Origin of the sequence: Burkholderia sp. JPY481 (assembly GCF_038900515.1) — a bacterium.
GTDB lineage: Bacteria > Pseudomonadota > Gammaproteobacteria > Burkholderiales > Burkholderiaceae > Paraburkholderia > Paraburkholderia youngii.
In genome coordinates this window covers 48,279-61,621 of sequence record NZ_JAYMRT010000010.1, presented here as the reverse complement: position 1 = coordinate 61,621, position 13,343 = coordinate 48,279, and the positions used below count along the sequence as shown (strand labels likewise).

Here is a 13,343-nt window from a genome sequence, read left to right as displayed (position 1 = left end):
GTCGATGCACACGAGGGCAACGCTCTCCGACTCGTATGTAACCGGATCGGCGAAATCACCGGTGAGGTGTTGTTTTCGTGTCCTTCTGCGTAACGACCACGTGACGTGATAGGTCAGCGCGATTCCATCGGACAAACGGGCCGTGCGTGGCTCCATGTGTGCTTCGATAACGAATCCGCGATAGCGCCCGACGATGTGACGTTTCATCGATTGATGAACGATCAGGCCGCCAGGCGGCCTATCCCCATTTCCGGACGGCGCAGGCCCGGCGGGAACACGTGCCATGTGCCGTCGGCATGGCGAAAGAAGAAGAGTGAAAACGTCCCGGAGGGCCGATCGATCTGAATGCACACGCGGCATGTTTCGCCCGAGCGGGAGCGGTCGAGCAGACGCACGCACGCCCCGCGGCCCCGTGTCGGGCCAACGAGTTTTTCGACCTCCGAACGCAGTGACCGATTGCCCGCCATGATTTTCCCTTCGATAGACGATGAGTCGATGCTATGGAGATCGGTGCGTGCGTCCAATCGGCGCCGGCGGAATGTCGTCTCAGGAAGCACTGATTTCAGCCGTCAGGATTTCCTGAATCAGAACCAGCACGCGGAAACTCGTTGCGGGGCAAGGAGACGTCCACGGCGTCGCCCTCGGCGGTGTCGTCGATGAAGCTCATCGAACCGCCGCGTCCGTTGCTGTCACGCTTGACCGCGATGACGTAGCGATCGCGCTCCTGCAAGTCGTGTTGAGCGAGGGAGCAATATGCCGTGGCCAGCCGAGTCAGGAATATTCGATCTGCGAGGCGCTGGTGTTCGAGCCAGCTAGTCTCGAAAGACGGAAGGATTTAAGCCACGCTGATGATGGAATGCTGGGAAATTCGCGGCGTTCCATGTTTGACGGCTATCATAGAACTCTTGATAAAGCCGGATTGAACGGACATGACAGCCCCTGTATTGAAAGATGTCGAAGCCCCTGTGCGGGAGAGTGACAACAGCCTTGTGTGGTCAGACGCACGGCTCCTCGGCTTCACGCCGATGGATGACGTGCATAAGGAATTCTATGAAGTCGCGCTACGGCTCGTGACCTGCACCGATGCGAGCGCCCTTGCCGCGATCGAGGAATTCGAGAAGCATGCGGTCAGCCATTTCGAGCAGGAAGACGAATGGATGCGCACCACCAACTTTCCCCCGCGCGACTGCCACATCGAAGAGCACGAAGCCGTGCTGAAGTCAGTCCGCGACGTTAAAGCAGCGGTCGAAGCGGGGCAGGCCGGTTGCGCGCTGGTGCATGACATCGGCATGCATCTGTACAACTGGTTTCCCGGACACGCCGACTACCTGGATTCGGCGCTTGCCGCATGGATGACCAAACAGACGATGGGTGGAAAACCTGTTGTCTTGAGGCGGACGATTTGAAGTTTGCCGTTTCGACCGTCGAAATACACTGGACCTCATAAGTTGTAGCCAGCAGGCTGCTGGCTCAACCCGTGTCGCGTGGCTCGGCTCGCGTCAACGCATCGTCGCTTGCGGGCGTCGCGACTGAAATCGCCGCCGACGATATCCCCCCGTTCAACTACCCGACTCGCGCAGCACGATGTCGCCCAATTCGGCGAGGCGAGCCGCGTCGACGCGCACGCTCGGGCACGAGATGCCCATCGCGGCGATCATCTCGTCGTGCCCGTCGTAGATGGGGCGAGCCACGCAGCGGATGCCATCGGTGAATTCCTCGTCATCGATGGCATAGCCGCGCTGGCGCGTTAGTTCCAACTCCTGCGCGAGAGCCAGCTCCGAGGTCAGGGTGCGCAACGTGTACGCGGCCAATTCGGCGGGCGTTTCGGCGTGGCCGAAGGCCAGGAACGCTTTGCCGAGCGCCGTGCAGTGCAGCGGCGACAGCGCGCCGATCGGATGATCGACCTTGAGCGGCAAGGTCGAGTCGACCTTGTCGATATACCAGACGCGCGAGCCGACCAGCACCGCCAGATGCGTGCATTCCCCGGTGGACGCGGCGAGTCTTTCCAGCGCCGGGCGCCATGCTTCCTTGATCGCGACGACTTCCTCCAGCGTGCGTTGTACCGGCTTGCCCGGCTGACTGCCGTTCGAGGCCAGATAGCGCCGGTTGGAATCCTGCGCCGCATAGCCGGCGGCAACCAGCGTCTTCAGGAGATGGGCGGCCATGGATTTGTCCATCTCGAGTTCGCTCGCGAGTTCCGTTAGCCGGACGGGGCCGTGATGAGTCCGCAGATACGTCAGTGCTTCGAGGCCTCGAGTCAGGGACTGGAGCAGTCGCATGAAATATCCCTCCACACCAATAAAAGTTTTCGTGTGCAAAACATTAAAAGTTTTACATAGGAAAACTCTAGCCGAAAAATCACTCAACGTAGGGAATTACACGGATTTTTTTACGCTAGATGTGAAGTAATGTTGTGCCTATGCAAATTCAGTACTGGTGAATTGGGTCGGTCTGTCGGGTGAGTTCAGTTTTTAATCCAAGTTGTTTTGCATGCGTCAACTTTACGGAGGCAGGCATGTTGGGGAGACACGGAGTAAAGCGTCGCGCGCTTGTGCTGGCTGCACTACTGGCCTCGGCCGCGGGATTCACGACCCCGGCCTTCGCGGATTCGGGCGAAGTGTCGATCAGCGACTATTTCACCGGCGACATGGGGGAGAAGGCGTTCAACGAACAACTCGCCAAATTCACCACGGCGACCGGGATCGCAATCAAGCAAAGCCCGGTGGGACACGAGGATTTCAAGTCGGTGATCCTGGTACGCGCGGCCGGGCATAGCCTGCCCGACGTATTCAGTTTCTGGGCGGGCGCCAAGACGCAATTCATCGCCGATTCGAAGAGCCTGCATCCGATCGACGGCATGTGGAAGTCCGCGGGGCTGGATTCCGTGATCTCCAAACCGATCGCGGCAGCGGCGACGAGCTACAGCGGGCATCGCTATCTGGTGCCGGTCGACTATCACTTCGTCGGGGTTTTCTATAACCCGAAGGTGATGGCCAAGGCGGGCATCACGACGATGCCGACCACGTGGGACGGCTTCCTCGCCATGTGCAAGCAACTCAAGTCGCAAGGCATCACGCCGATTGCGATGGGTTCGAAGAATCGCTGGCCTGCGCAGTTCTGGTTCGACTACATGCTGTTGCGTACCGCGGGGCCGGACTATCGCGCGAAGCTGATGACGGGGCATGCCCGCTACGACGATCCGCAGGTGAGCTCGGTGATGGGCCAATGGAAGTCCATGCTCGATGCGGGCTATTTCAACAATAACGCCAACGCAATCGACTGGACCGATGCCGCCGACAAGGTCGCGAAGGGCGATGCCGCGATGACGCTGATGGGCACGTGGATCACCGGCTACTGGAACAACAACCATCTGGTGGCGGGCAAGGACTATGACGTTGCGGTGTTCCCGCAGATGCAGGCGGGTGTGCCGAACGTCGCGCTGGGCCCGGTGGACGGCCTCGTGATTTCCGCCAACTCGAAGAACGTGGCGGGTAGCGAAAAGCTGCTCGACTACATGGTCAGCAACACCGACGTGCAGTCGGCATGGACGTCGTCCCAGGGCGCGCTGTCGGCCAACGTGAAGGTCGATCAGTCCCACTACAGCCCGGTGATGCAGAAAGCCGCCGCCGCGGTCGAGAAGTCCAACAGCTTCGCCTTCAACTATGACCTCGCCACGCCGCCGCCGGTGTCGGAAGTCGGACTGTCGATGTTCGCGAAGTTCATCGACCAGCCTGGCGATATCAAGGGCCTGCTGAGTCAGACCCAGACGGATGCGCAGGCCGCGTTCAAGAAGCAGTAACACCTCCACGAAGGCGGGTCGCCCGGCGGCGGCCCGCCTTGTTTTCCGGTAGAGACGCGAGATGAGGAAACACGATCGGCTATGGCGCGTGGTATTTCTCGCGCTGCCCCTGGGGTTTTTCGGAATACTGGTGGTGGGCCCCCTGCTGTCGTCGTTCTACTACAGCTTTACAGACTGGAATGGCTTTTCGTCCGACTATGATTTTGTCGGGTTGTCCAATTTCACGCGGATTCGCGACGATCATCTGTTTTCGCATGCGGCGCTCAATACCGCGCTGTGGATCGTTGCCGCTATCGCGTTGCCGACGCTGTTGGGCTTAGGTCTGGCGCTGCTGCTCGATTCGAAGGTGCCCGGTTCCCGGGTGTTCAAGAGCATCTTCTATCTGCCGATCTGTCTGTCGGCCGTGATCGTCGGCCAGATCTGGATCTGGATCTATCAGCCCGACTGGGGGCTGCTCAACCTGTTTCTGTCTCACGCGACAAGAACCCCTCACGACTTTGCGTGGCTCGCTAAACCGAATACGGCGCTGTGGTCCGTGATCGTCGCGTGGTCGTGGCAACAGACCGGGCTGTCGATGGTGATCTATCTCGCCGGGCTCACCGCGATTCCCGAAGACTTGCAGGAGGTATGCCATATCGAAGGCGCGAGCCGCTGGCAGCGCATCCGCCTCGTGATTCTGCCGTTGTTGACGCCGTCCACCGTGGTCGCGGTGGCGCTGTCGGTGATCAACTCACTGAAGGGTTTCGACATTCTCTACATCATGACCGGCGGTGGACCGTTCAACAGTTCCGATACGCTGGCCATGCACATGTACAACGAGAGCTTCAAGAAATATCACATGGGCTATGGCAGTGCGATTTCCGTGGTGCTGTTCCTGATCGCCGTGTCGGTGATCGGCCTGTATTTCCGTCAGTTGCGCAAGGTGGACCGCATCTATGGATGAGCGTCTGTATGCCCGCTTCAATCCGGCGAGAGCGGCCACTTTCACGATTCTCGTGGTGCTGGCGGTGCTGTTCCTGTTACCCACTGTCGGCGTCTTGCTGTCGTCGGTGAAGGAGCAGCGCGACATTGCGCTGGGCGATCTCTGGAGCTTGCCGGTCAGGCTGTACCTCGGCAATTTCATCGAAGTGCTGTCGAAGCCCGCGGTACACCAGTATTTCGTGAACACGCTGACCGTCACCGTGCCCGCCACGATCGTCTCGACCGCGCTCGGCGTGCTCGCCGGTTACGTATTCGCGAAGTTGCCTTTTCGCGGCTCGAATGGCCTGTTCCTGGTGCTGGTGTCCGGCATGTTCTTTCCGCCGCAGGTGATTCTGATTCCGCTGTTCCGGCTCTTCAATTTTTTCGGCCTGATCGACACACTGTGGCCGGTCTTCCTCGTGCATACGGCGCTGGGTATTCCGATCTGCTCGCTGCTGATGCGCAACTTCTTCGCAACGGTGCCGAGCACGCTGCGTGAAGCCGCGATCATGGAAGGCGCATCGGAGCCGCGCGTGCTGCTGTCGGTGGTGCTACCGCTCAGTTTGCCGGCGCTCGCGGTGCTGGCGACGCTGCAGTTCACGTGGATCTGGAATGACTTTCTGTGGCCGCTGGTGTTCACGCAATCCGACGACAAACGCACCATCATGCTCGGCATCGTGAATCTGAATGGCCAGTATTCCGTCGCCTGGGGCGTGCAGGGCGCGTTGTCGATTCTGGCGAGCTTGCCGACGCTGCTGGTGTTTCTGTTCTTCCAGCGCTACTTCATCAAGGGCATGACCATGGGCGCGGTAAAAGGGTGATCGAATGGCGCAATTGAGTCTGCAGGGCATACGCAAATCGTTCGCTGGCCATGAGGTCATCCATGGCGTCGATCTGAACATCGCCGACGGCGAGTTCGTGGTGTTCGTCGGCCCGTCGGGCTGCGGCAAATCGACGATGCTGAGAATGATCGCCGGCCTCGAAGACGTGTCGGGCGGGACGATCCATATCGATGGCCGGGATGTGACGCAGGTGCATCCGTCGAAGCGTGAAATAGCGATGGTGTTCCAGTCCTACGCGTTGTTTCCGCACATGACGGTGGCTGAAAACATCGGCTTCGGATTGCGGCTCGCGGGCGTCGACAAGCGCGAGATCAGGCGGCAGGTGGGCGAGGTCGGCAAGACGCTGCAGCTCGATCATCTGCTGGAACGCACGCCGAGAGAATTGTCGGGCGGGCAGCGGCAGCGCGTGGCGATCGGGCGCGCCATCATTCGCCATCCGAAGATCTTTCTGTTCGACGAACCGCTCTCGAATCTCGATGCCGCGTTGCGGGTGCAGATGCGCCTCGAGATCGCGCGACTGCATGCCGGGTTGCGGGCGACGATGGTGTACGTCACGCACGACCAGGTCGAGGCGATGACGCTGGCGGACCGGATCGTCGTGTTCAACGGCGGCAAGATCGAGCAGGTCGGCACGCCGATGGAGCTCTATGAACGGCCCGCGAATCTGTTCGTCGCGCGCTTTATCGGCGCGCCTGCGATGAACGTGCTACCGGCGTCGGCCTGGCCGTATCTAATGAGCCGGGATGATGCCGGTCCGCGCAGCGCGCCGGATGGTGTGGACTGTATCGGTATCCGGCCCGAGCACATCACACTTTGCGCGCGCGGGCAGGCGAGCGTTGGCGGGCGCATCGAACTCGTCGAGCAGCTTGGCGCGGAGACACTGTATTACCTCGGCATCGGCAATGGCCTGCCGACGCTCACGGTGCGCTCGCCGCTCGCGCACGCGGTGCGCCGCGGAGACGAAGTCGGACTGAATGTGGAAAGCTCAAAGCTGCATCGCTTCGACCCGGACGGAATCGCGATCGGGAATCACGCCACGCGAAGCGATGAACGCAAACCATCGCCAACAGAGACTATTCAAATAGAGGAAGAAAAATGACGGGATCTCGTTTTCGCGTGGGGATCATCGGTGCGGGTCGCATCTCCGATCTGCACGCCATCGAATACCTGCAAAATCCGCTGGCACGCATCGTCGGCGTCTGTGACCGGGATGTGGCGCAGGCGCGCAGCAAGCTCGCTGCTTGGGGCATTCCCGACGTCGCGGTCGAGGAGGACGTGGATCGCTTCCTCGCGCGTGAGGACATCGATCTGGTCGAGATTCTGTTGCCGCATCATCTGCATCTGCCGGTGGCGCTGAAAGCGATGGCGGCGGGCAAGATCGTCTCGCTGCAAAAGCCGATGTGCGTCGATCTCGCCGAGGCGGACCAACTCGTGGCGGCCGCCGAGGCCTATGACCGGCCTTTCAAGGTCTTCGAGAATTTCATCTTCTATCCGCCGGTGCTGAAGGCGCGCGAGCTGATCGATCAGGGCGCGATCGGCACGCCGCTGTCGATCCGCATCAAGTCGAACCCGGCGCGCAGCGCGACGGCGTGGGAAGTGCCACCGTCCGCATCGGCATGGCGCAGTGAGAAGTCTCACGCGGGCGGCGGGCCGCTCGTTTTCGACGACGGACATCACAAGTTCGCGCTCGCCTGGCATTTCATGGGTGATCCGGAAGAGGTGCATGCGTTTATCGGCGATACCGAAGGTCCGGGCGGCATGCGTTTCGATGCACAGTCGATCATCTCGTTCCGGTTTCCCGGCAATCGTGTCGGCAATCTGGAGATCGTCTATTCGCCGGACATGGAACTCGTGACGCGCCACTATGCGCAGGACGATCGCGTCGAGATCACCGGCACGTCGGGTGTGCTCTTCATCAACGGCGGCCATGGACGGCTCGGGGCGACGCCGCCCGTGACCCTGTACCGCGACGGCCAGCTCACGACCTACGACGTGCCGAGCGGGTGGGAGCAGAGCTTCGTGCTGTCGACCCGGCATTTCCTGAATGCGCTGCAAACGGGTGGGGCGCCGGTGCTAACGGCGAGGGAGGCCCGCGAGGTGCTGCGTTTCTCGTCGGCGGCCGAGCAGTCGGCTCGTGAAGGCAAGGCGATTCGCCTGGCATTTTGATCCCGCGAGGCACAACCATGTCTGATCTCGTTACTCCGTCGAAGCAGCTTCCGGTCACGACAGAAAGCCGCGCCGCCTGGTTGCGCGAGGCGGGCGGGCTGAGCGAGGCGTTGGCGGACGGCCTGCTTTCCGATGTCGTCGAACTGCCTTTGGCCGAAGCGCTCGTGCTGGGTTTGATGAAGCAGGGCGTGACCAAGTATCTGGCGATCTTCGGACACGGCAATACCGCGATTGCCGAGATTCTGCGTATCTACGAGGCGCACGGTCTCGTGAAATGCTGGCAGTTCCGCAACGAAGTGGAAATGGCGCACGCGGCCACCGCGCTTTCCTGGGTCTACGGCGAAGTCGCCGCGGTGCTCACGTCGATCGGGCCCGGCGCGTTGCAAGCGCTCGCCGGCTCGCTGGCCGCTGCGTCGAACGGGGTCGGCGTCTACCATCTGTATGGCGACGAGACGACGCACGGCGAGGGCTACAACATGCAGCAGATTCCTCGCCCCGGGCAGGGACTGTTTGGGTCCCTGACAGAACGGATGGGGGCGTCCTATACGTTGCATACGCCCGCTGCATTGCGCGACGCGTTGCGCAATGGCAGTGCGGCCGTGTTTCATCCGTGGCGGCCCGCGCCGTTCTATCTGAATCTGCCGCTGAACACGCAACTGGCGCGGGTGTCGCTGAGACTCGATGCGCTTGCGGCCCGACCCGTTTGGCCGCGTTTGCCGATACCGGACGAGGCGTCCCTGGCCGTGGCTGCGAAGCTGATCGCGGGCGCGGACCGGGTGGCCATCAAGGTCGGCGCCGGTGCGCGTCATGCTGCGGCGGCGGTGCGGCGGCTGGCCGAAGCCAGCGGTGCGGTCGCGGTCCTGAGCCCCGGAACGGTTGGTGTGCTGCCCGACGCCCATCCGCATAACCTGCACGTGGCGGGCTCGAAAGGGTCGATCAGCGGCAACTGGGCCATGCAGGAGGCAGAGCTGCTGATCGTGATCGGCAGCCGCGCGGTGTGCCAGTCGGACTGCTCGGGCATCGGCTGGCCCAAGGTTCGTCATGTGGTCAATATCAACGCCGATCCGACCGACGTCCAGCACTACAACGAAAGCACCGCGTTGCTGGGAGATGCGGCGGCCATCTGCGAGCGGCTGGCGGTGGCGCTGGCCGGTTCTTTGACGCCGGCGAAATCGGCGTGGCTCAAAGAGGCCGCGCGCAAGAAAGCCGAGTGGCTGGCCTTGCGCGACGCGCGCGCCGGCGGCCCTCGATGTTTCGATGCGGTCTGGCGGCGCGAGGTGCTGACGCAACCGCAGGCCATCGCCATCGCCGAGCGTTTTTGCCGCGAGATCGGTGCGCTGAAGTTTTTCGATGCCGGCGACGTGCAGGCTAATGGCTTCCAGGTGATCCGCGACGACTTGCCCGGCGAAACGTATACCGAGTCCGGTGCGTCGTATATGGGTTTCGCCGTTTCCGCGCTGCTGTCTCAGGCGATCGCGGGGAAAGGATGCTATGGCGTCGCGTTCACCGGCGACGGCTCGTTCATGATGAATCCGCAGATCCTGATCGACGGTATCGAGCATGGCGTGCACGGCACCATCCTGCTGCTCGACAACCGCCGCATGGCGGCGATCAGCAGCTTGCAGGAAGCGCAGTTCGATACCGATTACCGCACCAACGATTCGGTCGCCGTCGATTATGTGGCGATGGCGGGAGCCGTGGCGGGCGTGATGGCATTGTCGGCGGGTGATACGGAGCGAGGTCTGCGCGATGCGCTCGCGCAGGCGCACGCTCACCCGGGCCTGAGTCTGATTCACGTGCCGGTCTATTACGGTGCGGACCCCGCGGGCGGGATGGGTGCGTATGGCCAGTGGAACGTCGGCCCATGGTCCGACGGCGTGCAGGACGCTTATACGAAGACGCGAATCTGAAAGGGGCGAGCATGTACGAATCTGGTGGCCTGCTAATCGATGGCGCGTGGCGCGGTGCGTCCGACGGCGCATGTATCGAAGTCAGAAGTCCGGCGACCGGCGAGCTGGTTGGCAGCGTGCCGGCAGCGACCGAAGCCGACGAAGCGGCTGCGCTTGCGGCAGCCGGGCGCGGGTTCGCGCTGTGGTCGAAGACGTCGGCGTGGGAGCGGGCCGCGGTGCTGCGCCGTGCAGCGGACCTACTGAGAGCCCGGATTGACACGTACGCGTTCCTGATGAGCGGCGAGACCGGCAAACCATTGCTCGAGGCGCGTGGCGAAATCAATGCGAGCGCGGATCAGTTCGAGTGGTATGCGGAAGAGGCCAAGCGCATCTACGGACACACTATTGCCGGGCGCCATGTCGACGAGCGGCTTGCCGTCGGGTATCAGCCAGTGGGTCCGTGCCTCGCGCTGTCGGCATGGAATTTCCCGATGTTGCTGCCGGCGCGCAAGATCGCCGCGGCGCTGGCGGCCGGCTGTAGCGTGATCGCGCGTCCGGCTTCGGAAGCGCCGGGGAGTTGCATGGCGCTCGGGCAGGTTCTGCTCGATGCGGGCTTGCCGGCCGCGGTGCTTGGCATCCTGACCGGTCACGCCAAACCGATGGTGGCCCGGCTGGTTCAATCCGCGGTGATCCGCAAGGTGTCGCTGACGGGGTCGGTGCCGGTCGGCAAGGAGATCTTGCGGCTCGCCGCCGATCACGTGAAGAAGGTTACGATGGAGTTGGGCGGACATGCACCCGTGATCGTCCATGCCGACGCGGACCCTGTGGAAAGCGCGAAAAAGCTCGCAACGACCAAGTTCCGCAATTGTGGTCAGGTGTGCATCTCGCCGTCGCGTTTCTATGTGCACCGCTCGATTCTGACGCCGTTTGCCGAGACGTTTGCGGCCGTTGCGAGGGAACTCAGGATAGGGGATGGGCGTGACCCCGAAACCACCCTTGGTCCGATGATTCGCGCCCGCGCGGTAGAGAGCGCACTGTCGCTGATCGAGGATGCCCGCGGCCGTGGTGCGCGAGTATTGGCTGGCGGGCAACGGCCGCCATATCTCGAACGAGGACATTTCATCGAGCCGACCGTGCTGGTTGACGTTCCCGACGACGCGAGGATCATGTGCGAGGAGCCGTTTGCACCCGTTGCGCCGATTGCGGCTTTCCACGACCTCGCGGACGTGATCGCGCGCGCCAATGCAACGGAATTTGGTCTGGCGGCCTACGTCTTCACGCACAACTCGGCACTGGCCGCGATGACCGCGGAAGCGCTCGAGGCAGGCATGGTCGGCATCAATGAGACGCTGTTGGCGACGGCCGAGGCGCCCTTCGGTGGTATCAAGGAATCGGGCTTTGGCCGCGAGGGCGGCAGCCTTGGCATACTGGACTACCTGACGCCCAAATACATCCGTCATCGCCTGATCGTAAGGAATGGGACATGAACCAAAAACCGCGTGGCCTGAACAATGGCCTGACGAACTACGGTGATCACGACTTCGCGCGCTATCTGCGCCGGTCGTTTGCCAAATCGATGGGCTACACCGGCGAATCGCTCGACAAGCCGATCGTCGGGATCTGCACGTCGGAGAGTGGTTTCAACAACTGCCATCGCCACTTCCCCGAAATGATCAAGGCGGTCGAACGCGGCGTGCTCGCGGCGGGCGCGTTGCCGGTGGTGTTTCCGGTGATTTCGCTTGGCGAGGTATTCCTTTCGCCGACTTCGCTGGTCTATCGCAATCTGATGGCGATGGCCGTCGAGGAAATGATCCGCGCCCAGCCGATGGATGCGGTGGTAATGCTCGGCGGATGCGACAAAACCGTACCGGCAATGTTGATGGGCGCGATCTCCGCAGGGCGGCCCGCGGCCATGGTGGTGGCCGGTCCGATGATGACCGGACGGCATCGCGGCGAGCGGCTTGGCGCCTGCACGGACTGCCGCCGCTTCTGGTCGAATTTCCGCGCGGGGAAAGTCCCGGAGCAGGAGATCAGGCAGGTGGAGGGGCGTTTGGCCGTCACCTCGGGAACGTGTGCGGTCATGGGTACGGCGTCGACCATGGCGCTGATTGCGGAAACGCTGGGCATGATGCTGCCCGGGTCGGCGGCGATTCCGGCCGTGCATGCGGATCGACTGCGCAATTGCGAGGAGACCGGAGCGCTGGTTGCGCGCATGGCCCTCGATGGCGGACCGAAACCGGCCGAGATCGTGACGCCCGCATCGGTGCGCAACGCGTTGCGTGTGCTGCTGGCGGTCTCCGGTTCGACCAACGCCGTGATTCATCTGGCGGCGATCGCCGGTCGTATCGGACTGAAGATCGATTACGACGAGTTCAACCGGCTGTCGGATGAAACGCCGGTACTCGTGGATCTCAAGCCGGTAGGCAACGGCTACATGGAGGATTTTCATGCTGCAGGCGGGCTGGAGGGTGTTCTGCGCGGCTTGATGCCCCAACTCGATCTGACCTGTCGCGACATCGCCGGGCAGAGCCTCGATGAGCGTTTGAACAAGCCGCTTGCCGATCCGATCGATACGGCCGTGATCCGCTCGACCGAGCAACCGATCAGTGCCGAGGGCGGCCTGATCGTTCTGAACGGTAGTCTTGCCCCCGGCGGCGCGGTGCTGAAGCGCGCCGCCGCGACTCCCGAACTGCTGGAACACGAAGGGCGCGCGGTGGTATTTACCTCGCTCGAAGATCTGGCCGCGCGCATCGACGCCCCTGATCTGGACGTTCGCGCGGACGACATCCTCGTATTGCAGAACGCGGGGCCGCGCAGTGCTTCAGGCATGCCCGAAGCCGGCTATCTGCCGATTCCGCAGAAACTTGCACGGGCGGGGGTGAAGGACATGGTGCGGATTTCCGATGCGCGCATGTCGGGCACTGCATACGGGACGATCGTGCTTCACGTGACGCCAGAGGCGGCGCTCGGCGGCCCGCTGGCGCTAGTGCGCAACGGCGACCGGATCCGGCTGTCGGCGCGCGACAAGCGGATCGATCTACTGGTTGACGAGACCGAGCTGGCGCATCGTGCCAGTGAGTTTCGTCCGGCGGAAGGAATGTATGCGCGCGGTTACCAGCGGCTTTATCACGATCACGTGCTATCCGCCGCGGCAGGATGCGACTTTGATTTCCTCACGGCATTTCCTGCCGACGAGCTCAAGTAGGGTCATCCGCCCCAGCGGTGTCGTCGAACATGCGCTCGTCGAATTCGATCGGGAAGGGGGCGTTCCGGCTCAGCGTTCCGGCGTCGGACGCGTTCCGGTACTCGGCAAGACGGGCCGAAACAATGTTTCGAATGTGATTGCCGACTATCGCGGTTTGCTTGGGCCCCAGTGTTTCGAGGCGACCCAGCAGGTCACCGGGGAAGCGAAGCGAAATGTAGGGGGTATCGGGCCCGGCCGGGTTGCGCACTAGCAGCACGTTCAACCGACCGTCCGCCGCAGCCTCTTCGCTGTAGATAGCGTCATCGTGGAAGGCGCGCGATACCGCCTGGGCGACGCGCTCCAGAACACTGCGAGTGATCTGATAGATGGGCATATTCGTCTCCTGATCGGACGCCCGACAATCGTATCACTTTCCCTTTTTCGCGCCTGCACGTAGCGCGTCACTCTCGTACGCGTCGCCGACATCGGGCAAATTTGTTTGA

At 62.4% G+C, this 13,343-nt stretch carries 12 protein-coding genes and 1 pseudogene; 9 read left to right on the top strand and 4 right to left on the bottom strand.

Annotation, left to right across the window (positions count from 1 at the left end; genetic code table 11):
- Positions 1–221 precede the first annotated feature (221 nt).
- Complete coding sequence (locus tag VSR82_RS23095) at positions 222–467, bottom strand: hypothetical protein (RefSeq protein ID WP_368581683.1); 246 nt, start codon at positions 465–467, stop codon at positions 222–224.
- Positions 468–598: 131 nt separating this feature from the next.
- Positions 599–736 (bottom strand): annotated as a pseudogene (locus tag VSR82_RS23090) (oxidoreductase); the annotation flags it as partial.
- Between the two features lie 193 nt (positions 737–929).
- Between VSR82_RS23090 and VSR82_RS23085 the strand changes: the two are divergent.
- Positions 930–1,406 carry a bacteriohemerythrin gene (locus VSR82_RS23085; protein ID WP_410848340.1) on the top strand — a complete coding sequence of 159 codons (477 nt, stop codon included), beginning with the start codon at positions 930–932 and terminating at the stop codon, positions 1,404–1,406.
- Between the two features lie 153 nt (positions 1,407–1,559).
- Here VSR82_RS23085 and VSR82_RS23080 read toward each other — a convergent pair whose 3' ends face one another.
- Positions 1,560–2,279 (bottom strand): IclR family transcriptional regulator, encoded by a 720-nt coding sequence (locus VSR82_RS23080; protein ID WP_368581414.1) that lies wholly within the window; start codon positions 2,277–2,279, stop codon positions 1,560–1,562.
- 236 nt (positions 2,280–2,515) lie between these two features.
- Here VSR82_RS23080 and VSR82_RS23075 point away from each other — a divergent pair, with 236 nt between their 5' ends.
- The 8 genes from VSR82_RS23075 to VSR82_RS23040 all read left to right on the top strand — a co-directional run bounded on the left by VSR82_RS23075 (position 2,516) and on the right by VSR82_RS23040 (position 12,861).
- Positions 2,516–3,799 (top strand): extracellular solute-binding protein, encoded by a 1,284-nt coding sequence (locus VSR82_RS23075; RefSeq protein WP_429463329.1) that lies wholly within the window; start codon positions 2,516–2,518, stop codon positions 3,797–3,799.
- A gap of 61 nt (positions 3,800–3,860) precedes the next feature.
- A complete protein-coding gene (locus VSR82_RS23070) occupies positions 3,861–4,742 on the top strand; it encodes a carbohydrate ABC transporter permease (RefSeq protein WP_410848343.1) in 882 nt (293 codons plus the stop codon).
- The gene (locus VSR82_RS23065; RefSeq protein WP_410848344.1) at positions 4,735–5,580 is read left to right on the top strand and encodes a carbohydrate ABC transporter permease; all 846 of its coding nucleotides are present in this window, start codon (positions 4,735–4,737) and stop codon (positions 5,578–5,580) included. Before VSR82_RS23070 ends, VSR82_RS23065 begins: the two co-directional genes overlap by 8 nt.
- A gap of 4 nt (positions 5,581–5,584) precedes the next feature.
- Entirely contained in the window at positions 5,585–6,700 is a 1,116-nt protein-coding gene (locus tag VSR82_RS23060; protein ID WP_429463331.1) for an ABC transporter ATP-binding protein, read from the top strand.
- Positions 6,697–7,767: a Gfo/Idh/MocA family protein gene (locus VSR82_RS23055; protein WP_429463333.1), complete on the top strand. Its 1,071-nt coding sequence runs from the start codon at positions 6,697–6,699 to the stop codon at positions 7,765–7,767. Before VSR82_RS23060 ends, VSR82_RS23055 begins: the two co-directional genes overlap by 4 nt.
- Before the next feature lie 17 nt (positions 7,768–7,784).
- Positions 7,785–9,677 carry a thiamine pyrophosphate-dependent enzyme gene (locus tag VSR82_RS23050; RefSeq protein WP_429463335.1) on the top strand — a complete coding sequence of 631 codons (1,893 nt, stop codon included), beginning with the start codon at positions 7,785–7,787 and terminating at the stop codon, positions 9,675–9,677.
- An 11-nt stretch (positions 9,678–9,688) separates the two neighbouring features.
- The gene (locus tag VSR82_RS23045) at positions 9,689–11,143 is read left to right on the top strand and encodes an NAD-dependent succinate-semialdehyde dehydrogenase (protein ID WP_429463337.1); all 1,455 of its coding nucleotides are present in this window, start codon (positions 9,689–9,691) and stop codon (positions 11,141–11,143) included.
- Positions 11,140–12,861, top strand: a complete 1,722-nt coding sequence (locus VSR82_RS23040) for a dihydroxy-acid dehydratase (protein ID WP_429463339.1) — start codon at positions 11,140–11,142, stop codon at positions 12,859–12,861. The genes VSR82_RS23045 and VSR82_RS23040 overlap by 4 nt, the downstream gene beginning before the upstream one ends.
- Here VSR82_RS23040 and VSR82_RS23035 read toward each other — a convergent pair.
- A complete protein-coding gene (locus VSR82_RS23035; protein ID WP_429463340.1) occupies positions 12,854–13,234 on the bottom strand; it encodes a hypothetical protein in 381 nt (126 codons plus the stop codon). The genes VSR82_RS23040 and VSR82_RS23035 overlap by 8 nt on opposite strands.
- Between the last annotated feature and the right edge of the window lie 109 nt (positions 13,235–13,343).